This window comes from Rhodoblastus acidophilus, from assembly GCF_025961575.1.
Taxonomy (GTDB): Bacteria; Pseudomonadota; Alphaproteobacteria; order Rhizobiales; family Beijerinckiaceae; genus Rhodoblastus; species Rhodoblastus acidophilus_C.
Window position 1 is genome coordinate 39094 of record NZ_JAOQNX010000012.1, and the last position, 22299, is coordinate 61392.

Annotated in this window: 16 protein-coding genes; 3 read left to right on the forward strand and 13 right to left on the reverse strand. The window is 64.8% G+C overall.

Annotation, left to right across the window (positions count from 1 at the left end; translation table 11 throughout):
- The first annotated feature begins 255 nt into the window (after nucleotides 1-255).
- Nucleotides 256-1056 carry a histidinol-phosphatase gene (hisN, locus tag M2320_RS10385; protein WP_264597216.1) on the forward strand — a complete coding sequence of 267 codons (801 nt, stop codon included), beginning with the start codon at nucleotides 256-258 and terminating at the stop codon, nucleotides 1054-1056.
- 89 nt (nucleotides 1057-1145) lie between these two features.
- On the opposite strand, the gene M2320_RS10390 is transcribed toward hisN, so the two are convergent.
- The 7 genes from M2320_RS10390 to M2320_RS10420 all read right to left on the reverse strand — a co-directional run bounded on the left by M2320_RS10390 (nucleotide 1146) and on the right by M2320_RS10420 (nucleotide 10828).
- Nucleotides 1146-2093, reverse strand: a complete 948-nt coding sequence (locus M2320_RS10390; protein ID WP_264597217.1) for a glycosyltransferase family 2 protein — start codon at nucleotides 2091-2093, stop codon at nucleotides 1146-1148.
- On the reverse strand, nucleotides 2074-3090 hold the full coding sequence (locus M2320_RS10395) for a rhamnan synthesis F family protein (protein ID WP_264597218.1): 1017 nt from the start codon (nucleotides 3088-3090) through the stop codon (nucleotides 2074-2076). The genes M2320_RS10390 and M2320_RS10395 overlap by 20 nt, the downstream gene beginning before the upstream one ends.
- Before the next feature lie 72 nt (nucleotides 3091-3162).
- Entirely contained in the window at nucleotides 3163-4431 is a 1269-nt protein-coding gene (locus M2320_RS10400) for a rhamnan synthesis F family protein (RefSeq protein WP_264597219.1), read from the reverse strand.
- Nucleotides 4424-4555 (reverse strand): hypothetical protein, encoded by a 132-nt coding sequence (locus M2320_RS10405; RefSeq protein WP_264597220.1) that lies wholly within the window; start codon nucleotides 4553-4555, stop codon nucleotides 4424-4426. The genes M2320_RS10400 and M2320_RS10405 overlap by 8 nt, the downstream gene beginning before the upstream one ends.
- A 462-nt stretch (nucleotides 4556-5017) precedes the next feature.
- Nucleotides 5018-6202: an efflux RND transporter periplasmic adaptor subunit gene (locus tag M2320_RS10410; protein ID WP_264597221.1), complete on the reverse strand. Its 1185-nt coding sequence runs from the start codon at nucleotides 6200-6202 to the stop codon at nucleotides 5018-5020.
- Nucleotides 6199-9339, reverse strand: a complete 3141-nt coding sequence (locus M2320_RS10415) for an efflux RND transporter permease subunit (protein WP_264597222.1) — start codon at nucleotides 9337-9339, stop codon at nucleotides 6199-6201. Before M2320_RS10415 ends, M2320_RS10410 begins: the two co-directional genes overlap by 4 nt.
- Before the next feature lie 79 nt (nucleotides 9340-9418).
- Entirely contained in the window at nucleotides 9419-10828 is a 1410-nt protein-coding gene (locus tag M2320_RS10420; RefSeq protein ID WP_264597223.1) for a coniferyl aldehyde dehydrogenase, read from the reverse strand.
- A 126-nt stretch (nucleotides 10829-10954) separates the two neighbouring features.
- Between M2320_RS10420 and M2320_RS10425 the strand changes: the two genes are divergently transcribed.
- A complete protein-coding gene (locus tag M2320_RS10425; RefSeq protein WP_264597224.1) occupies nucleotides 10955-13057 on the forward strand; it encodes a putative Ig domain-containing protein in 2103 nt (700 codons plus the stop codon).
- A gap of 105 nt (nucleotides 13058-13162) precedes the next feature.
- Here the strand turns inward: M2320_RS10425 and M2320_RS10430 are convergent, their stop codons facing one another.
- The 4 genes from M2320_RS10430 to M2320_RS10445 form a co-directional block, all read right to left on the reverse strand.
- Nucleotides 13163-13462: a ferredoxin family protein gene (locus M2320_RS10430; protein WP_184426473.1), complete on the reverse strand. Its 300-nt coding sequence runs from the start codon at nucleotides 13460-13462 to the stop codon at nucleotides 13163-13165.
- 106 nt (nucleotides 13463-13568) lie between these two features.
- Nucleotides 13569-14876, reverse strand: coding sequence for an FAD-dependent oxidoreductase (locus M2320_RS10435; RefSeq protein ID WP_264597225.1), 1308 nt, complete (start codon nucleotides 14874-14876; stop codon nucleotides 13569-13571).
- Nucleotides 14877-14886: 10 nt separating this feature from the next.
- Nucleotides 14887-15996, reverse strand: coding sequence for an electron transfer flavoprotein subunit alpha/FixB family protein (locus M2320_RS10440; protein ID WP_184426469.1), 1110 nt, complete (start codon nucleotides 15994-15996; stop codon nucleotides 14887-14889).
- Nucleotides 15997-16031: 35 nt separating this feature from the next.
- The gene (locus tag M2320_RS10445; protein WP_264597226.1) at nucleotides 16032-16883 is read right to left on the reverse strand and encodes an electron transfer flavoprotein subunit beta/FixA family protein; all 852 of its coding nucleotides are present in this window, start codon (nucleotides 16881-16883) and stop codon (nucleotides 16032-16034) included.
- Between the two features lie 354 nt (nucleotides 16884-17237).
- Between M2320_RS10445 and M2320_RS10450 the strand changes: the two genes are divergently transcribed.
- A complete protein-coding gene (locus M2320_RS10450) occupies nucleotides 17238-19256 on the forward strand; it encodes an acyltransferase family protein (protein ID WP_264597227.1) in 2019 nt (672 codons plus the stop codon).
- Here M2320_RS10450 and M2320_RS10455 read toward each other — a convergent pair whose 3' ends face one another.
- Together M2320_RS10455 and nifA are read right to left on the reverse strand one after the other, a co-directional pair.
- Complete coding sequence (locus M2320_RS10455; RefSeq protein WP_184426464.1) at nucleotides 19257-20015, reverse strand: 4Fe4S-binding leucine-rich repeat protein; 759 nt, start codon at nucleotides 20013-20015, stop codon at nucleotides 19257-19259.
- Nucleotides 20016-20253: 238 nt separating this feature from the next.
- Complete coding sequence (nifA, locus tag M2320_RS10460) at nucleotides 20254-22071, reverse strand: nif-specific transcriptional activator NifA (protein ID WP_264597228.1); 1818 nt, start codon at nucleotides 22069-22071, stop codon at nucleotides 20254-20256.
- Nucleotides 22072-22299: the final 228 nt, after the last annotated feature.

A 22299-nucleotide genomic window follows, 5' to 3' on the forward strand; every position in this document is an offset into this window, starting at 1 on the left:
AGGGAGGAAACGCCCAATGAGGGCACGGCGGCGCGAACGCCGCACGTCCTCAATATGATGCAGCGCAGCACAAAATGCAAGATCACTTTTCTTAGGAGTCTCATAGTTTCCTAAGCTCATGATTTACCAAGCATTAACAAATGCATGGGTCCGCGGCTTCCCCGCTGCATCGCAAAATATCGGGCGCAGCCCCTCTGGCGCTGGCCTCGCGCGACGGTTCGTGTCATGTGTGACCGGCGGAACCTGGAGAACGGCATGACGGCGATTGACTTCATTCCCTTCGTGGAGCGACTGGCCACGGTGTCAGGCGAAGCCATATTGCCGTTCTTCCGCACCGCCTTCGCGCTCGAGGACAAGAATGTCGGCGGCCCCTTCGATCCCGTGACCGAAGCCGACCGCGCCGCCGAAACCGCCATGCGGCGGCTGATCAGCCAGACTTTTCCCAGCCACGGCCTGATCGGCGAGGAATTTGGCGCCCGCGAGGCGGAAGCGGACTATGTCTGGGTGCTCGACCCCATCGACGGCACCAAGAGCTTTATTTCCGGCCTGCCGCTGTGGGGCACGCTGATCGGGCTGCTGCACAAGGGTTCGCCCTGCTACGGCCTGATGAATCAGCCTTTTACCCGCGAGCGGTTTTATGGCGACGGCCGCGCCGCCTTCTGGTCGGGGCACAATGGCAATGGCGAGCGAAGCACGCGCAAATTGCGGGTGCGGCCCTGCCACGGGCTGGAGCGCGCCACGCTGATGACCACCTCGCCCAAACTGATCCCGCAGGAGCTGCGGCCGCGCTACGACGCGCTGGAGGAGAAGACGCGCATGGCGCGTTATGGCGGCGATTGCTACGCCTATTGCATGCTGGCCGCCGGCCATGTCGATCTGGTGGTCGAGGCCGGTTTGAATGTTTACGACATTGTCGCGCTGATCCCGATCGTCGAGGGCGCCGGCGGCATCGTCACCAGCTGGGACGGCGGCGATCCCGCCAAGGGCGGCGCCGTGATCGCCGCCGGCGACAAACGCGTCCATGAGCAGGCGCTGGAGATTTTGCGCGCAAAATAGGGTTTCTGCACGACCCATGGACCGCCCCCGCCCTTCGAGACGCCTGCTTCGCAGGCTCCTCAGGGTGAGGGCTATTTATTGACTCCCTGTCATTGCCGCATGGTCATGCGGTTGGTGTATTCGAAATTGCAGGCCTGATCGACTCTCCAGGACGAGGCTTGCGGCGGGCCCAGCGTCACCAGCCGGCGCAACAACTCCCTGTGGCGCGCGCGAAACGGCGCGCGCAGCGCATAGGAGACGAGTTTCGCCAGAAACAGGGCGAGCCAGCTGAAAAATCCCTTGTTTTTCCGCACGACGTAAAGCAGCGCCAGGTCCGATTCCGGCTTGGTGTCGGCGCCTCTGAAACTGGCCTGGCCGATGTGCCGGAAGCTCGCGCCGGGGTCGAAGACGATCCGCCATCCCGCGGCGCGCAGGCGCTGGCAAATGTCCATTTCCTCGTAAAACAGGAAGATCGTCGGGTCGAAGCCGCCGCATTGCGCCAGGGCCTCGCGGCGGAACATCATGAAGGCGCCGAAGACATAATCGACGTCGAGCGGCGCGACCGGAAGCGCCGCCGGATCGAACTTGCCGCGCCGGCCCAGCCGGGCGCACAAACCGTCGTCGAAACCGTAGGAGCGCGTCGGCGCGCCCTCTTGCGACAGATGTTGCGGCCCGATCACGCCAATGGCGGGCTCGGCTTGCATCCGCCTGATCAAAGGCGAGAAGCAATCCGTGTCGAATTCCGTGTCGCTGTTGATGAAGGCGATGAAACCGCCCGCGGAAAAATTGAGCGCCATCATGCAGCCGAGGCCGAAGCCCGCATTGATGCAATTGCGGAACAACAACACTTCCGGCGCGGCCAGGGCGGCGATCTCCGCTTGCAGACGCTCGAAATGGCTGGGGTCCGAACGATTGTCGACCACGACGATGCGAAAGGCCTCGCCGAAGGCCGGCCGGACCACATTCAGCGCCGAGGCGACGCAGCGCGCCGTCGCCTGCGGCGTGTTGAAATGCACGAGGACGATGGTGAGCGTCTCGTCAGCAGCGGGCGTGGCCACGAGCGGTCTCCTGTTGCGCGGGCGCGGCGGCGAGGAGGTCGCGGGCGCGTTGGCCGTCGAGCCCGGCCCTGTGCAGGACCGCGACCCAGTCGGAGAGATCGATATTGTCCGGCGTCTCCGTGAGCAGGCGCAGTTTTATGAAGGGATAGCCGCGCGCGGCGAGGCGGCGCCATCCCCAAAAACTGGGATTGCCTGTTCGCTCGTCCTCCGGCGCGCAGGGAAAGATCGCCTCATGCGCCAGGCCGGCGATTTCGCACAAGCGGATGGTGTTGACTTCGTAAGCCGCGATCACCTCGTCCTTGTCGTCGAGATTGCGCACCGTTCGCCAGAACGCCCGCAGCGTCGGATTGCGTAGCGCTTCGGCCTTGTAGAACATCCAAAAACTTTGAATGTGTCTTTGGACGTCAAAACTTTCCACCAGACCGAACACGCTGGCGGGCGATTGCGCGATTTTCAACCAGATGTCGTCCATCGCGCGCAGCGGGCCGATCACGCTGTCGTTCATCAAGAGCAGGCTGTCCGCCTCCCAGAGGCGCGGATGGCGCGCGAACATGGCGGCCCAGGCGCCGAAGTCCCAGCCCGCATTGGCGCGCGCGCAAAAGGCGTCGGCGATATCGGGGCCGGGATCGATCATGGGCGCGTCGACATCGTCGCGCACGGCGAGGCAGATCACATAGAATCCGTCCTTGCGCAGCGCCGCCATGGCGTGGGCCGCATGCGGCGCCACCTCGGCGTCGCGCATGAAAGCCACATAGACGCAGACGCGCATGTCGTGCGTCCATACGGGCGCGCGGATATCGCGCCAGGCGGTGCGCGCGGGCGCCTGTTCCGCCGGCGGCGCGCTGTGGCCCTCTCGGGCGAGCGCCTCGGCGAGCTGCAGCCGCAGCGCCATTTCGACGTTCCGGCGCGTCAGGATTTCGACGAGGCGCCGCGCCTGATCACGCTGACGCAGCGCCCGGGCCAAAAAGGGAATTTTATACGCGATCTGTAACGCCATGACTCTTCTGAGCGCGGATTGCGGCCCCCCCGACGGCGAAAGCGACGTTTGGGGGCGCGTTGACGACGACGTTCAAGCCTGCCGGCTGAACCTTGGATGAATTGCCGAGGCGCCGCCGGGCCCGTCGAAGGCGTCGACGTCGCCGATCTCATAGCCGGCGAGCCTGACGATGGCGCAGAACGCGGTTTCGAACGCGACCTCCAGCCCGTCATAGATTCCGCCGGTCTCCGGCGCGAACTGGGCGGAAAATTTGTGCGGCTTCAACGCCGCCAGCGCCGCCGGGCGCGCCCAGAACATGGCGCCGGCGAAAAAATCCGCGGCAAAACGCCTCGGGTCGCCGCCGAGCGTCGCAAGAATGTGGTCCGGGCTTTGCGACGGCGCGCGCCATGCGTCGGGCGCGACGGGATTGCGGAATTTGCGGAATCCCCTGGGGCCGACCAGGCCGAGCCGGGGATTGGCGGCGAAGGCTTCGGCGATGCGCGGCAGCGCGCCGGCGCCGGCCAGGAGATCGAGGATGATTTTTCGCCGCCAGAGCGCGCCCACCACCGCCGGCGCGTTCACAGAGCGTTTGCCGTGGATCTTGCAGACGAGGTCATAGCCGTCGAACGCGCCCTCCTCCAGGAGCGTGAGGAACGGGCGGATGTCCCGCCCCCGATTTTCGACGCGGCGGAACCGCATGTTCGGGAAGTCCGCGCGCAAAACCGGTTCGATGTCCGCATCGGGCCCGGACCAGGTGACGAAGAGATCGCAGGCGTAAGGCAGGGCGCGCAAGGCGGCCGCGAGGTCCGGCCAGATCTCCTGGTAATGCAGGTGCAGGGCGATCGCCATTTTCAACGGCGCGGCGGCGGCGGGGGACGGGACGGGGGCGAGGCGATGGAAACCGTCGAACAGTTCGGGATGGGCGCTGACCTGCGGACTGTCCAGACGCAAGCCGTTTTCCGCGAGAAAGCGGCTGGCGCCGGCGAGGTGGCGGCGGGCGCGCGTCGGCCCGCGCATGTCGAACACCAGCCCGGCGTGAACCAACCTGTATTTCATCTTGCGGGAGAGCCGGCTGCGCGCGAGGGCGAGGAGCGAGGCGATCGGTCCGAGTTCGACGATTTCGGCCTGCGCGCTGGAAAGGCTGGCGATCTCTTGGGGTCCTTGCGGCGGGATGACATAGGACACGGCGGGATGAACGGGGAGGCGCACGCTCACCACGGAGGCGTCGCGGCGGCGCAAGACCGCCTCGACCGCCGCGGCTTCGCCGTTTTGCGCCCGCGGCGTCAGGCGCAGAGCGCGCCAGGGCCTGCGCGTCACATGCGAGGCGTCCTGCCCTGCCCCGGCGTTTTGGGCGTCACTCACCGGAATGTCGAATCTGATGCTGACGCTCGTCCCTCATTTCCAGATAGGTTTCCCACGCGACGACGCCGATGAACAGGCCACAGCCGCCGAACAGAATGCCAAGGCCCGCAAGAAACGTCGTCATCCCCTATCCTATCAATGGCCGTCCTCGCGCAGGATTGCGGCCCGTCCCTGAACTTCGCCTGAACGCGGCCTCGAGGAATCCGGGCCTGTCCCGGGCGGCGGCTTGGCCAGAAGTCGACGCGGAACAGGCAGAAATTTCGACCTGAGGTTGTAAACAGCCTGTTCAAAGCGGGCGAAATCGAGTGAATTTCCGCCGATTTTCGTGAATTTTCATGGAAAAATCATGCTGTTTTCACACATGCAACCGGCGGGTTGCGCACGACATCTGCGCGGTGGGGCGGCGAGGACCGGGGGCTCGCGGTCAAGCGCGCGGCATTATTGTCGTTCTATAACAGAAATTTATGCTGTTCTGGATTTGAGCTGTGGTTTCACGTGGAACATATGGTGAACAATATCTTGTGTCCCAGGCGTTTTCACTTTCGACCGAGCGAATCCAACGCATTCCCTTCGTCCCGGTCCCGCCCTATTGCACGCTCACCTTGTCCCCGTCCGTGATCGCGTCCGGCGGGTTGATGATCAGCTTGTCCTCCGGCGTCAGGCCGCCGGCGATCTCCAGCGAGGCGCCGAGGTCGTTGACGATGCTGATCGGGCGCAGATGCGCCTTGCCCTGCGCGTCGACCACGACCACCGACGGGCCTTCCGAGCGGAACAGCAGCGTGTTCGCCGGGATCGACAATGGGCCCTTGGGGGGCAGCGGCAGCGACACCTGCACATAGGCGCCGGGCGTCAGTTCGCCGTCGGCATTGGGCAGAGCCAGTTCGATCGTCTGCGAGCGCGTCGCGACATTGATCGCGCCGGCGATGCGGGTGACTTCGGCGGCAAAAACCTTGCTCGGCAGCTCCGGCTGGGTGACCTTGACCTTGTCGCCGACCTTGATCCCGCCCGCATAGGCCTGGGGCGCGTCGATGAAGACGCGCAGCGGATCGGGCCGCGCCATGGAGAACAGCGCCGAGCCGGTGCTGCCCGCCGTGATCAGATTGCCGAGGTCGACATTGCGCTGGGTGATGACGCCGTCGAACGGGGCCTGGACGTGCTTGAACGCGGTCGTTTCCTGCAATTGCCGGAGATAGGCCTCGGCGGAGGTTTGCAGCGCCACCGAAGTGTCATAGGCGTTCTGCTTGACGTCGAGATCCTGCTTGGCGACGGAATTCTGGGTGAACAGGGTTTTCCAGCGTTTGAGCGCGACGTCCGCCAGGGCGACATTGGCCTTGGCCTGTTCGAGTTGCGCCCGGGCCTGGGCGACCTGCTGGTCGAGCTCCGGCGTGTCCAGCTCCGCCAGAATCTGGCCCTTCTTCACCCTGGCGCCGATGTCGACGGCGAAGGCGCGGACATAGCCGGTGACGCGGGCGTAGATCGCGGTCTCGTTGTCGCCGCGCAGGGTCGCCGGCAGGGTGAGCGCATTGCTGCTCTTGCTCGGCGTTGGCGTCACCGTCTTGACGAAAATCTTTTGGCCCTGCGCCGATTGTTCCTCCAGCGCCGCCTGCGCCGCGCCGCGGCCGAGCAGCACGCGGCCGGCGCCGACCGCCAGAACGATCAGAAAGATCAGCGCAAAGGCTTTGGCGGTCTTCGCCACCCCGCCGCGTTTGGGCAGGTGCATCTGGCCGTCCGGGCTTTGCAGCCCCATGGACTGGTGGGTCTTCTTGGTCACGGGCGAGTCCTGCGGCCGATGGAATGCGCGCCGGCGAACACCAGCGGCACGAACAGCAAAGTTGAGAAAGTGGCGAAAATCAGACCGCCGATCACGGCGCGGCCCAGCGGCGCGTTCTGCTCGGCGCCTTCGCCCAGGCCCAGCGCCATCGGGATCATGCCGACGATCATGGCGAAGGCGGTCATCAGCACCGGGCGGATGCGGGTGGCGCCGGCTTCGAGCGCCGCCGACAGCGGCTCGAGCCCTTGCGCCAGTTTTTCGCGGGCGAAGGAGACCAGCAGGATGGAGTTGGCGGTGGCGACGCCGGTGGTCATGATCGCGCCGGTGAGCGCGGGAACCGACAGCGGCGTGCCCGTGATGAACAGCATCCAGGCGATGCCCGCGAGCGCCGCGGGCAGCGCGCTGATGATGATCAGCGGATCGAGCAGCGATTGGAAATTGACGACGATCAGCAGATAGACCAGCACGATGGCGACGAGCACGCCGACGCCCAGCCCGAGATAGGAGCTCTTCATCGTCGGCGCCTGTCCGCGCAGCGCGATGTCATAGCCGCGCGGCAGTTTGGCCCTGGCCTGCGCGACGATCTTCTCCACCTCCGCGCTCACCGCGCCGAGATCGCGGCCCTCGACGCTGACATAGACGTCGATCGCCGGACGCAGATTGTAGCGCGACATCAGCGCGACCTCGGCGCCGGGGCGCACGGTGGCGAGATTGCCGAGGAGTTGCGGGGTCGCGCCGGTTCCCGCCGAGACCGGCGTCGCCAGGAGGTCGTCGACGGTGTTCATGCGATATTGCGGGGTCTGCGCGGTGACATTGTAGGTGATGCCGTTGCGCGGATCGAGCCAGAAGGTCGGCGTGGTCTGGTTGCTGCCCGACAGCGAGATCAGGACGTTCTGCACCAGGCTGCTGGCGTTGAGGTTGACCTGCTGCATGCGCACGCGGTCCATGTCGAGGCGCTTGCTCGGCGCGTCGAGCCTCTGCAGGATATGCACGTCGACGGCGCCCGGGATTTTCCGGATGTCCTGGGCGATCTCCGCAGCGCGGGTAAAACTCTGGCGCAGGTCGGCGCCGAGGATTTGCACGTCGATCGCCGCGGGCTGGCCGAAATTGAGGATCTGGCTGACGATGTCGGCGGGCTGGAAGAAGAATTCCACGCCGGGGAATTGCTCCGGCAGGGCTTTGCGCAGCTCCCTGACATATTCGCTGGACGGGCGATGCTCCCCTTTCAGCGCGATCATGATTTCGGCGTCGAGCGTGCCGATGGTGCCGGCATTGCTGTAGGACAGGTTGATGCCGGAATAGGGCAGCCCGATATTGTCGAGGATGGAATCGAGTTCGCCCGGCGGAATTTTCGTGCGGATGAAGGCGTCGACCTGATCGGCGATGCGCGCCGTCTCCTCGATGCGCGTGCCCGTGGGGGCGCGCATGTGCAGGCGAATGGCGGGCGAGTCCACCGCCGGAAAGAAATCCTGGCCGAGCGTGAAGAACAGGCCGAGCGACGCCGTCCAGAACAGGATGAAGCCGCCGCCGATCAGTTTTCGCCGGGTGAGCAGCGTGCTCAGCAGCACCACATAGAAGGCGCGGATTTTTTCGAAAAAGGCTTCAAAGGCCTGCTGCATGCGCGCGAACACATTGCGCGACCGCCCCTGTTCGGCGCTGGGGGCGCGCAGCAGCAACAGCGCAAGCGTCGGCACCAGCGTGCGCGACAGAATGTAGGAGGCGAGCATGGCGAAGACCACCGCCTCCGCCAAGGGCACGAACAGATATTTGGCGACGCCGGTGAGGAAGAACATCGGCGTGAACACGATGCAGATGCACAGGGTCGAGACCAGGGCGGGCAGCGCGATTTCGCCGGCGCCCTCGTAGACCGCGTCGTACAGCCCCTTGCCCATGTGCAAATGGCGCTCGATGTTCTCGATGGTCACCGTCGCATCGTCGACCAGAATGCCGACCGCCAGCGCCAGGCCGCCGAGCGTCATGATGTTGATGGTCTGGCCGAGCGCGTCCAGCGCCAGCAGCGACGACAGGATCGACAGCGGGATCGAGATGGCGATGATGATGGTCGCCCGCCAATTGCCCAGGAACAGCAGGATCAGCGCCGCGGTGAGGCCGGCGGCGATCGCCGCCTCCTTGACCACGCCGGAGATGGCGGCGCGCACATAGACCGACTGGTCGAACAGGGCGCGCACCGTGATTTCAGGCGGCAGCAGTTTTTGCGCGCGCTCCATCGTCGTCTTGAGATTGTCGACGATGGTGAGCGTGGAGGCGGAGCCGTTCTTCAGCACCGACTGCAACACGCCGCGCACGCCGTCGAGCCGCACCACATTGGTTTGCGGCGCAAAGCCGTCGCGCACATGGGCGACTTCGCGCAGATAGGTGACGGCGCCGTTCACTGTGCGCACCGGCAGATTGTTGAGGCCCTCGACAGCCGTGGGCGAGCCGTTCATGCCGACGATGAATTCGGTCGGCCCCATTTTCGCGGTGCCCGAGGGCAGGATCAGGTTCTGCGCGCTGACCGCATTGACGACGTCGATCGGCGCGAGGCCCTTGGCGAGCAAGGCGGCATTGTCGAGATCGACGGAAATCAGGCGCTGCTTGCCGCCGAACGGCCAGGGACTGGCGACGCCGGGAATGGTGACGAGTTGCGGGCGCAAAACGTTGGTGGAATTGTCGAACACCACCTGTTCCGGCAGCGTCGCGCTGGAGAGCGCGAGCTGCGTCACCGGAATGGCGGAGGCGGAATAGGTGATGATCAGCGGCGGCTGCGTGCCGACCGGCAACTGGCGCACCATCACCTGCTCGCTCGCCAGCGTCTGCGCGATCGCCGTGCCGATATTGGCGCCGGGCTGGAAGAAGATCTTGATCACCGACACGCCGTTGTAGGATTGGGACTCGACGTGCTCGATGTCGTTGACCGTGGTGGTCAAAATCCGTTCGGCTGGGCCGGTGATGCGGTTGCCCATCTCCTGCGCGGAAAAGCCGGTGTAGTTCCAGATCACGCTGATGACCGGGATGTTGATGTCCGGCAGGATGTCCACCGCCATGGTCAGCAGCATGTAGGGGGTGGCGAGCAGGATCGTCAGCGCCATGACGATGAAGGTGTAGGGGCGCTGAAGCGCTATTCTGACGATCCACATGGGTGACGCACATCCCGGCGCGCCCGCCCGCATGGGGCGCGCTTGTTTTATGACTGGCTAGTCGATTTGCTGAAGCCGTTCAACCCCGCAGCAAGACGCGCAGAATCGCTTCTGAAACCTTGCCATAAGGCGGCCTCAGCAGGATACGGCTGTTGAAGCGGCTTTGCAGCAAGACCGGTTTTGCATGAGAGAAAGCGCGGAAGCCGGCTTCGCCGTGATAGGCGCCCATGCCCGAGGGACCGACGCCGCCGAACGGCAGGTTCTCGGCGATGAAATGGCTCAGCGTCTCGTTGACGGTGACGCCGCCGGAATGGGTGCGCGTGAGCAGCTTTTGCAGGTTCTGGTCCTCCCGCCCAAAGTAATAGAGGGCCAGGGGCCGGGGCCGCGCGTTGACGAAATCCAGCGCCGCCTCGAAGCTCTCGTAGCCGACAACCGGCAGAACCGGCCCGAAAATCTCCTCCCGCATGACGCTCAAGTTTTCCCCGGGATCGACGATCAATGTGGGCGCCAGCTTGCGGCTTTGCGGCGGCGGGTTTTCCTGCGCGGGGTCGAGGACGATGACCTTTGCGCCGGTTTGCCGCGCCTCGTCGATCATCTGCGCCAGGCGCGCGTAATGATGGTCGTTGATGATGGAGGTATAGTCGGGGTTGGCGAGCAGAGACGGGAAGAGTTTGTTCACCGTCTCGGCGAAATGCTGCGCAAAACTGTGCTGGGCGCCGGCGGGCAGCAGCACATAATCCGGCGCAATGCAGGTCTGGCCAGCATTCATCAGCTTCCCCGAAGCGATGCTGGCGGCGGCCTCGGCGAGATCGGCCTCCGGCGCGATCACGCAAGGCGACTTGCCGCCGAGTTCGAGCGTGGTCGGCGTCAGATTGTCGGCGGTCGCCGCCAAAACCTTGCGGCCGACCGGCGTCGAGCCGGTGAACAGCAGGTGATCGAAGGGCAGCCGGCAGAAGGCGGCGCCGACCTCCGGGCCGCCCTGGACCAAGGCGACTTCGTCGGCTGAGAACAGGCCGCCGAGCATGTCGGCAAGCGTTTCCGCCGTGCGCGGCGTGAGTTCGGATGGCTTGATCATCACCCGATTGCCGGCGGCGAGCGCCGCGACCAGCGGGGCCAGCGCCAGTTGCGCCGGATAGTTCCAGGGGCTGACGACGCCGACCACGCCAAGCGGTTGCTGAACGATGCGGCCGCGGCTCGGCGCCAGTTCGAGCCCCGGCCAGACCAGCCGCGGGCGCATCCAGCGCCACAGGTGGAAGCGGGCGTGGCGCACGGCGGCGAGGACGGGGAAAATCTCGGCCATCAGGGTCTCGTGGCGCGACCTGTGGCCGAAATCGGCGCAAATGGCGCCGGCCAGTTCGTCGGCGCTCGCCTTCACCGCATGGGCGAGACGTTTCAATGTCGCGCGCCGCTGCGTGAGGTCGGGCGGTCCGTCGCGCAGGAACGCAAGCCTCTGGCGCTCGAGGATCGATGCAGGCGACTGGTCGTTCATGGCGCACTCCCCCAAAATTTTTAAGAAATAGTTTACACCTTGACGAAAATCTCGGCCAGCAATTCAGGCGGGGCTTAAGAACTCGTGTGCAGGTTGCCTCCAGGTGGCAATCCGATCGAGGTTTTTATGGCGTCACTTTCGTCGCTTGCGCGCAATCACGCCCTGTTCGACCAGGACGATGTCTCGATCGCGCCGATCCCGCCGGTCGTTCAGGCCGGGACGGCCGACTGGGGCGCGCTGCTGTTCGCCGCCGCGCCGGCGCCGAGCCCGAGCGCGACACCGTCCACGACGTCGACGAAAACCACCGCGCCGCTGGTTTCGGCGAGTTCGAGCCTGCCCTCCTGGATCAGCACGATCACCACGGCCGCCATCGCCACCGACATGAAGGCGGCGATCGTCAACGGCGCCGTGACGGAGGCCGGACTCGCCACACTGATGACCGATCTGGCGAAGAGCCTCGGCTCGGGCAAGCTGACCGCCACCCAGTTCGCCGATCTGAAAACCATCGCCGCCAACCTCAATGCCGGAGGCGTCTCGACCTCGGCCTATCTGACCTATGTGTTCAACGCGCTGGTCAACGGCAATCCCGCCAATGCGACCTGGACCGGCGGCAACGCCGCCTCCGTCGCGCTCGGCAATCTCGCCGCCGGCGCCACGGCCACGCAGGTGTCGGAACTCACGGGCAAATGGCTGCTCGGAACCGATCTGCCCAGCAGCAGCGTGACGATGGGCGGGACCAAATTCACCGTGACCGCATCCGCCCCCAACCTGCCGCTGTTCGCTGCGGGCGGTGCGAGCATGAACGACGTCAACCAGGGCTATCTCGGCGACTGCTATTTCCTGTCGAGCTGCGCGGAAGTTGCGTTGCAGAACCAGAGCCTGATCGCGTCGATGTTCACCGACAACGGCAATGGAACCTATGGCGTGCGCTTGTACGAGAACGGCGTCGCCCAATATGTGACCGTGAACAGCCAACTGGCCAATGGCGGCGCCATTTTCAACCACGCCTCCGACCTCTGGGCGAGTCTCGCCGAAAAGGCCTATGCGCAATTGCAGGCCGGCGGCGCCTATACCGGCAACAGCTATGCCGGCGATTCCTATACCGCAATCGGCAATGGCGGCAGTCCGCTCTACGGGCTCGAAGCCCTGACCGGCTCGAAGGTCTTGCAGGAGTTCGGCGGCACATCCTCCGGCTGGACCGGCTACACGCTCAACGCCTCGTTTTCGGTGACCGGCTATGCCGCCAACCAGTCCACCTCGACCCTGCTGGCGGAGCTGATCGCCGACCTCAAGGCGCATGACGACGTCATCTTGTGCTCCAACACCAACGCATACGATTCCCTGGGCAGGCAGACCCTGGTCGCCAGCCACGCCATGTCGATTTACGGCTACAACACCGCGACCGGCCTGTTGCAGGTTCGCAACCCCTGGGGCGTCGCGTCCGGACAGAAATGGGCGACCACTTTTGAGGTCAGCCTCGACACATTGCGCGCGGCGGGCGACTGGATCATGGTGGACAGCGCCGGCGGGGTCCTCGCGCCCATGCTGCTCACCCAGACCGCGACGCAGACGTTTGTGAAGGGCGCGGCGGGCTCGTTCTCGATCGCCGGCGCCTTCTCCGATCCGACCGGCAAGGCGCTGACCTATACGGCGACCCAGGCCAATGGCTCGGCCCTGCCGAGCTGGCTGGCGTTCAACACGTCCACAGGCCTGTTCTCCGGGACGGCGCCGACGACGGCGTCAGGCGTCACCGTGATCGTGACGGCAAAGAATTCGGCCGGCCTGACGGCGAGCGAAACCTTTGGCGTCGCCGTCGCAGCGCCGACCGCGCCGAAACTGAGCGCGCAGACCGCCAACCAGACCGTGACAGGAGGCAAAGCGGTGAGTTTTGCGCTCGCCGCCAATACGTTCACCGATCCGCAAGGCGAAGCGCTCACCTATAGCGCCACCCAGTCCAATGGTTCGGCGCTGCCGAGCTGGCTCACGTTCAACGCGGCGACGCGGCTGTTCTCCGGTACGGCGCCGACCTCCGGTGGAACTTTTGCTCTGAAGGTGACGGCGACGGATACGGGCGGCGCTTCGAATTCGGAAACCTTCAATCTCACGGTGTCGTCGAGCGCCGCGAAGGTCGCCTCTTTGCTGCACGCCGTGTCCGATGGTTTTTACAATCCGGCGGCGCAGGCGGTGGACTCCTCCGCCGTGCTCGGCCTGCTCGCGCCCGCGCACTGACCAGGTGAAACGGGAGCCCCGCGCCTTTCCGCGGGGCTTGTTGAGACGGGATAAAACACAAAAGCCCCGCGCTTTTCGAGCGCGGGGCTTTTGTTTCACGGTTGGTCAGCCGAACTTGAACAGAATGCCGTAGCCGCCGCGCGGATAGTTCCAGCTGATCTCGCCGGTCTCCTCGCACAGCACGCGGCAGGTGCCGCATTCGAGGCAGCCGTCGGCCGCGATTTCGACCTGGCCGGATTCGGCTTCGGTGTAGCAGCCGGCCGGGCACAGATGCGTCATCGCCAAGAGGTTTTTTGACGGCTTTTCGTGCGGCGCGATCTTGATGTGCGGCTGACCGGCGTCGACCAGATAGCGGTTCTGGTAGAGCTTTTCTTCGACCTTCTGGAATTGCGCCTCAATGCCCATGTGAGACTCCTCCGATCTGTAATGGCGGGCCTGTCGGATTTGTCCGGTCGGCGCGCCTGCTAAAGGGAATTACGCAAGTTCGGCGCCAAGGGCGCCGAACCTTGGCTTACCGCCAGGCCCGCGCAAAGCGGACGGCGTCGCCGAGCAGACCGAGGGCGCCGCGCTTCTTGCGGAAGCTCGAGAACGTGCTCTTTTCCTTCTCGATCTTCGGCGTGCCGTCGACGCGGACGAAATTCTCCATCGCCTTGGCGACGAGCTGCGGATAGGTGAGGAACAGGTTGGAGGCCTGCGTGTGCAGCAGCTCCGGCATGTCCTTGTACTTTTTGAGATCCTTGATGACGAAGCTGTCGTCGAGCATCTTCTTGTACAGCGACAGGTTGTCGGCGGTGAAGGGGTCGCGGCGCGACTTGATCTGGTAGATCGCCTCACCGGCGATGCGGCCGGAGGTCATGGCGAGATTGGAGCCCTCGCGATGCACGGCGTTGTTGAGCTGCGCGGCGTCGCCGCAGATCACATAGCCATGCCCGAACAGTTTCGGGATCGCGTTATAGCCGCCTTCCGGGATCAGATGCGCGGCATATTCCTTGACTTCCGAACCGGCGATCAGCGGCGCCACCGACGGATGTTTCTTGAACATTTCCAGCAATTGCGCCGGCGAGCTCTGGTTTTCGGCGAAATCCGACACCAGGCAGCCCAGGCCGATCGAAATGCTCTCCTTGTTGGTGTAGATGAAGCCCATGCCGGCCATTCCCTTGGAAATGGTTCCGGCGGCTTCGATCACCACGCCTTCGTCGCCCTTGATGTTGAAGCGCTGCTCGATCACTTCGGCCGGCAGGAAGTGCATTTCCTTCACGGCGAGCGCCACCTGCGAGGGTTGCGGGCGCGGGCGCAGTTCGGCGCGGGTGCCGAGCAGGCCGTTGACGCCTTCCGCGAGCACCACGACATCGGCGTGGATCGGACCGCCGGAGCGGTCGGTGCGCACGCCGACAACCTTGCCATAAGCGTCCTGGATCAGCTCGACGGCGGTCGTCTCGCACAGCAGGATCACGCCCTTTTCGCGCGATTGCTGCGAGAACCAGCGATCGAACTGCGAGCGGATGATGGTGTAGCGGTTGCCCTTATCCTCGTTGAAATCCTCGTTGCGGTAATGCATGCCGGTGTGGGCGGTATCCGACATCAGCCAGAAGCGCTGCTCGATCAGATGGCGCTCCAGCGGGGCCTCGTTGCGGAACTCGGGGATGATTTTTTCCACCATGTCCGCGTACAAAATGCCGCCCTGCACGTTTTTCGAGCCGGGATATTCGCCGCGCTCGAGTTGCAGCACTTTCATGCCGCGCGAGGCCATGGTGTAGGCGGCCGCATTGCCGGCCATGCCGGCGCCGATGACGATCGCGTCAAATTTTTCGTCGATCATGTCGATCTCCTTAGCCGGCCAGCCGGTCCTTGGAATGGGGGGACAGGCGCTTGCGGAAGGCTTCGGTGAGCGCCGGGAGGAAACGGACAGCGTCGGTGACGATGCCGATATGGGCGAAGTCGTAGATCGGCGCGTTCTTGTCGGTGTTGATGGCGACAATCAGGTCGGCGCCCTCGCAGCCGACGCGATGCTGGATCGCGCCGGAGATGCCGGCGGCGATGTAGAGCTTGGGCCGAATCGTCTTGCCGGTCTGGCCGATCTGGCGGTCGGAGGGCACCCAGCCTTTTTGCACCAGCGGGCGCGAACACCCGTATTCCGCGCCGAGCACGGAAGCGAGATTCTTCACCAGCTGGAAGTTTTCGGGGCCTTGCAGGCCCATGCCGCCAGCCACCACCACATCGGCGAAGGCCAGATTGCTCTTGCTGGAATCGCGGTCCGGAATGAAGGACAGGATTTTGGTGATGATGTCCTGTTCGCGCAGGTCGATGGCGAAGGGCACGATGCGGCCCTGGCGGCCCTCCTGGCGCTCCGGCATGGGCATGGCGCGCGGGCGGGCGGTCGCCATCTGCGGGCGGAAGTTCAGCGTGTAGATGGTGCACAACAGCGAGCCGCCGAAGGTCGGTCGGGTCGCGGCCAGAGACTTGTCGTCATCGACGTTGAGCTCGGTGCAGTCGGCGGTGAGGCCGGTGAGCAGGGTGGTGGCGACGGAGCCGGCGAGGTCGCGGCCGAGCGTGGTGGCGCCGAGCAGCAGGATTTCCGGCTTATGCGCCTCGACCACCGCCGTCAGCGCCTTGGAATAGGGCTCGTTGCGGTAATCGGCGAGCACGGGATTCTCGACCGTGTAGCAAAGGTCCGCGCCATAGGCGAAGGCCTCCTGGCAGGCGTGCAGCATGTCCGGTCCGGGCGCGCCCAGCACCACGCCGGCCAATTCCACGCCCAGCTTGTCGGCGAGCTTGCGGCCTTCGCCCAACAATTCGAAGGAGACGGGATGCACGACCCCGCGCTCCATTTCGACGAACACCCAGACGTGCTTGTGGTTGCGGAATCGTTCCGGCAACTCTTTCTTCATCGAGGCGCGGCCGCCGGCTGCGGCGGGGGCGGCGGGTTTCGCATCGCTCATGGTCTGCTCCTAAATCCTGAATTTTCTTCGCGGCTTCAGAAGCCGGAGGCGAGTTTGACGAGATCGTCCTCGATCTTCGGGGTTTTGGCGAAAATGGCCTCGATCAGCGCTTCGGCGGAATCGCGCGGCGTCTCGCCCAATTCGACCAGCGCCGCTTTTTCGGCGCGGGGCGTGGGGGCGAACACTTTTTTCACCACGGTCGGCGAGCCGCGCAGGCCGCATTTGGTGACGTCCTCGATACCGGCGTCCTTGGCGCTCCAGGTGACGATCTGCGCGCGGGCGGCGCGCAGCGCGTCGTCGATCCGGCCGCGGCGCACGGTGTTGGAGCCTTCCAGCATGGTGATCATCGCCGGCAGGTTGGTCTTGAGCACCTGAACGCCGCCTTCCGAGCGGCGCTCCAGCGTCACCGTGCCGTTGTCGCCGTTCACCTCGTTGACGGCGGAGACATAGGTGATCTGTTCGAGGTTCAAGCGCTTGGCGATGCCGGGGCCGACCTGCGCGGTGTCGCCGTCGATGGTCTGCTTGCCGCAGAACACGATGTCGATTTTGCCGAACGTATCGCTGATCTTCTGCAGGGCCGCCGAGAGCGCGAACGAGGTCGCCAGCGTGTCGGAGCCGGCGAAGAAACGGTCGGTGAGCAGCACGGCGCGGTCGGCGCCAATGGTCAGGGCCTTTCGCAGCGAGTCCGCGGCCATGGGTGGGCCCATGGTCAGGACGGTGACCTCACCGCCCACCTTGTCGCGCCAGCGCAGGGCTTCTTCCAGCGAGAACAGGTCGTAAGGATTGATGATGGTCGGCACGCCCTGCCGCATGATCGTGTTGGTCACCGGATGGACGCGGATTTGCGCCGAGTCTGGGACCTGTTTGATACAAACGACAAAATGCATTTTCGCCTCCGGCGGATCGGTCCGTGATTGCGGGACCAAAGCTTCGCGCATAGTTCGGGGGTCGCGTCGCAAGCTCCGTACCATCATGATGATTTTCGGGAATCAGCGGAAAACCGGGAGAAAATCCGCCCGCACGCGACGGCGGCGCGCGCGGGAGGCCACCAAGCTGTCACACTTGCGACAGGCTTGTTGGACGATGGGCGCGAGCGCGCCAGACGTGTCGGCCGGCGCAGCCCACCATTCGCTTGAGGTCAGGCGCGGTGGACGGGCGGTTGGCGCAGCGTCTCGACCTTGACTTTGCATGCCGCAACGGACATCTGCTCGGTTTAGAGCGCGTTATGGTATCCATCGCTGGTGTCGCTGAAATACAGAGCTGAAATCGACGGCTTGCGCGCTGTCGCCGTCGTTCCCGTCATTCTGGCGCATGCCGGGGCGACATGGCTGCCTGCGGGCTTTCTCGGCGTCGACGTCTTCTTCGTCATCAGCGGGTTCCTGATCACCGGCATTATTGCCCAGGAAGCGCAAAGCGGCGCGTTTTCCTTCGTCGCCTTCTACGAACGCCGCGTCCGCCGCATCCTTCCGGCGCTCTATCTGGTCATGCTCGCGTCCGCATTCGCGGCTTTCGTATTGTTGTATCCCAACGAACTCCGGACCTTCGCGGAAAGCGTGGTCGCGACCGCCCTGTTCGGCTCGAACATCTATTTCAACGGAAAGATCAGCTATTTCACGCCCAATGTGGAGACCTATCCGCTCATCCACACCTGGTCACTGGGCGTCGAGGAGCAATATTACGTCCTTGCGCCCTTGGTGCTCGTTTTCGCCCTCCGTTTCGGGCGCAAGGTCGCGCTCGGCGTGGTCGCCTTGGTGTCGCTGGCGAGCCTGGCCGCGGCGCAAGTCATGTCGGGGATCGACCCGCAGGCCAATTTCTATCTCCTGCCGTTTCGCGCCTGGGAGCTCGGCCTCGGCGGCTTGCTGGCGCTGGCGTCGACGCATTTCGGCGCCTATCCCAGAAAATTCCGGCAGGGCGCGGCGCTGCTCGGCGCTCTGCTGCTCATCGCCAGCTATGTCGCGCTGAGCCAGGATTTGAACATGCCCAATGTCTGGGCGCTCGCGCCGACTGGCGGCGCCGCCCTCATCCTCGCTTTCGCGCGCGCGGATACATGGATCGGCCGTTTGCTCGGCTCGCGTCCCTTGGTTTTCATCGGCGCGATCAGTTACAGCGCCTATCTCTGGCACCAGCCGCTGTTCGCCTTCGCGCGGGTGAAAGTCGATGGTGCGCCGCCGTTTTTCGTCATGGCGGCGCTGATTGTGCTGACCTTCGCGCTCGCCTGGGCGTCCTGGCGGTTCGTCGAGCGCCCGTTTCGCAACCGCGCTTTCCATTCCCGGCGCTGGATTTTCGGGAGCGCCCTCGCCTGCGGCCTCGCCCTGATCGTCGCCGGCCGCATCACCGTCCTGCAAAATGGTTTTCCCGCGCGCTCGCCTGAATTCGCCGCCATCGCCGACTGGCAGGATCGTCACCTCTCGGCCGCCGCCGCGCGCTGCCAGTCCGACATGTGGAAGATCGCGGTCAACGAAAACTCCTGCGTGTTCCCCGCCGGGCGCGCGCCCACCATGGCGCTGCTCGGCGACAGCCACGCCGACGTGCTCGCCGAGAGCCTGGGCGAGGCCGTCGCGCCGTTTTCGCAAGCCGTCAAGGAACTCGCCCACGGCGGCTGCCCGCCGGCGCGCGGCCTCATCTTCAACGATTCCAAGCGGCGCATGTGTCCGGACTTCATCGACAGCGCGCTGCGCTATCTCGACGATCATAAGGACCTGACGACGCTCGTCGTTTTCGCGCGATGGCCGGTTCCCTTCGAAAGCGAGTTTGTCGACAATGGCGAAGGCGGCGTCGCCGGGGTTCCCGGCCAGGGCCTTGCGCTGCTGGACAAGGTTCCACACTTCGCCGATGCGGACGCGCGCGACGCGGCGCTCGGAAAAGCTTTTCGCGACCAGATAGAAGCCTTTCTGCAAGCGGGGCGTCGCGTCGTTCTCGTCTATTCCGCGCCGGAGACCGGGTGGAACACGCCGCGCCGCGTCATTCACAACCAGTTCGCGAAAAACCTGTTTGGCGCGCCGCCGCTCAGCATCAGCCATGATGTCTATCTGCGGCGGACGCGGGCCGTTCATGCGCAATTGGATCGGATCGGCGACCACCCCAACCTTTTGCGCGTCAAGCCGGAGGAGATTTTCTGCAATCGCGCGCGCCCCGGCCGATGCGTGATCGAGCAGGACGGAGCGCCGCTCTATCTCGACGACAATCACCTCAACAGGATCGGCAATGCCCTGCTCGCGCAAAAAATCGTCGCGGCGATGAAGGGAAAAGGCTGGCTCTGATCAATTCGGAGTTTCGTCGCGCCGCTCCTTCGCCCGCCGCGCCACCTCCTCGTCCATGTCGTTGACCAGTTTGATGGCCACCTCGCGCGGGGCGCGGTCGGCGACGACATAGCGCAGCCGCAGGTCGGGATCGTTGACCAGCAGGCTCAGCGAATCCGGCGCGGCGCGTTCGGCGGCGGCGCGGCGCACCAGCGCGTCCTCATCGTGCAGCAGAGGATAGAGCCGGTTGGTCGCGATCCGCGCGGCGACCTCGCGGCGGACGCTCGGCGCGGGATCGTCGAGAAACATCGGCAGCAGCGGCGGATCGAGCCGGCGCGCCACGGTCAGACGCACCTGCTCGTTTTCATCCCTCGCCATGGCGACGAGATCGGCGCCGTCCAGACGCAGCGCGCAGGCCTGCCGCACGGCGCTGCTCTTGTCATGACGCATGTCGCGCACGCGCGCCAGCGGGAGCTTGAGCGCCGCGACGGCGCGGACCTCCGCCTCCGGGTCCTTCATCAGCCGGGTGAGCTGGAAAGGATTCGCGTATTTCGCCGCCAGCGCCCGCACCTCGAAATAAAGATGGTCGAGATAGTCGCCGGCATATTCCGGGTTTTTGGCGAAAAAGCCGTCGATGCGCCGCGCGCGCTTATCGCGCACGCAAATGCGCCCAAGACAGCAACGCCCCCCCTCGCGCAAATTCTGGTGCAGGCAATCCTGACAGGAAAATGTACGGCCGGTCCAATCCTCGGCCGCCTCGTTCTCGTCGGTCAAAGTCATGAAAACCTCGTTCGAGTGTGAACTCAAGCAAGGCGCGCGCCAGGGACTGCGGCTCTTCTCACGCGGGAAGGATAAGGGGAGCTGAGCTGGGGCGCTGGCGACGCGATCGCCGGGAAATCGACCGTTTCAAATGAATTGCGCGCCGGTTTCGCGGCGAATGCCCCCGCCCCTTACCCCGGCGCGGGGAAAGGGAATGGCGCCGTCACGTACAATCAGGCGCCATTCCGTACACGACGTGTCAGAACTTCTTAATGTCGATATTCTGCTTGCGCAGGGCATAGCCGATCTGGCGCGGAGTGAGGCCGAGCAGGCGCGCCGCCTTGGCTTGCACCCAGCCGGTTTTTTCCAGCGCCTCGATCAGCCGTTCGCGCTCGCTCTTGCCCGGATGCACCACCGGACAATGGTCGGGCGAGGGACAGTCGATCGGCAGGCCGCGCTCCAGGGCCTCCGCCGCGTGATCGGCGCAGGCAGAATGCGCGCCGACCGGTTCGAGCGGCGGCGGCGCGGCCGGCACGAAGGTTTCGGGCGCCGGGCGGGGTTCGGGCGCCGGCTTGTGAGGCTCCGGCGCGGGGCGCGCCGTGATCGGCGGCATGGTGGGTTGCGGCGTCGGGCTCGTGTGCAGCCCCGTCAGCGCATTATGACCCTTCCACAAGGTCGCGGAGAGGCAACAGCCTTGCGCGCAGGCCAGATCCGCTTCGGCGATTTCCCCGCCGGCGGCGAGCGTCGCCGTGCGGCGCACGCAGTTTTCCAGCTCGCGCACATTGCCGGGGAAGGCGCAATGCGACAGCCGTTCCAGCGCGGCGCCCGAAAAGGTCTTTTCGAAGCCGTTCTCCTGGCCGAACTGTTCCAAGAAACGCTTGGCCAGCAGCTTGATGTCGCCGGGGCGCTCGCGCAGCGGCGGGATCAGCAGGGTCACCACATTGATGCGGTAATAAAGGTCGGCGCGGAAATCGCCGCGCGCCACCGCCTCTTCGAGGTTGCGGTTGGTGGCGCAGACGATGCGCACATCCACTTTGAGGGTTTTCGCGCCGCCAACGCGCTCGAACTCGCCCTCTTGCAGCACGCGCAACAGCTTGGCCTGGAACGAGGCGGAGATTTCGCCGATTTCGTCCAGAAACAATGTGCCGCCATCGGCAAGTTCGAAACGTCCGGCGCGCTGGCCGACCGCGCCGGTGAACGAGCCTTTTTCATGGCCGAACAGTTCCGATTCGATCACGCTTTCCGGCAGCGCCGCGCAATTGACCTTGACGAACGGCCCCTTGGCGCGAGGCGAGTTTTCATGCACCGCTCGCGCGAAAAGCTCCTTGCCGGCGCCGGTTTCGCCGCGCAGCAGCACGGTGGCGTTGGAGCGCGCCGCCACTTCGATCTTTTGCAGCAGCGTACGGATCGCGGGGCTCTCGCCGACGATGAAATCGAATTTTCCACGCGGCGCCGCGGAGGACGGCTTGGAGCCGCCGACTTCGACCAGCGCCTTTTCCAGCCTATGCTGCTCACGAATGAGGCGGTCGCGGTCGCGGGCGATCAGCGCATGCATGCGCATCGCCTGGCCCACCAGATTGGCGACCATGGTGAGCAGGCGCACGTCGTCTTCCAAACGGAAGTCGAGCTTGTTGTTCCATTCGCGGTCGACGGTGAGCGTGCCCTTCGACACGCCGTCCACTTTGATCGGCACGCCGAGGAAGCTGACCTTGGTCATCGGCGGCAGCAGATGCCGGTAGGCGGTGCCGGTGAAATATTGGTGGGTCGAAATGTCCTCGATCACCAGTGGGACTCCGGTGGCGACGATATGGTCGATCACCTTCTGCGGCAGCAGGGTTTTGGCGCCGCCCTTGGCGGAGGCGTCCGACGAGGCGGTGATTTCCGGCTCGCCATCCGCGTCCAGAGCCAGGATGAAGCCGCGCCGCATCTGCATGAACGAGGCGAGCACCGCGATCACCGCGCCCAATGTGCGTTCGAGCGATTGCGCGCCGGTGAGGATTTTCGAGATTTCATAGACGCCGGCGAGCGCGACGTCTTTGTAAGCCGGTTCGAACATGACTTTTTCGGCTGAACTCATCGTTCGGCTCCTTCCACGCGCCAACACACCGAAGGATCGCCCTTCAGGCTGCGCCATGCGATGACGGGCCTCGCCCGCTTGCCGTCTTCGAGATTTGAAACACGTATATGGGTGGAAGGCGTCACACCCAGCCGCGTCCGATATGCGACAAAGATACGCCTCGGCATCGCCTGTGGAAACGCCAAAAAACAGGCGCCAAGCTCAGCTCGCGCCTAAAATTGTCGCAAA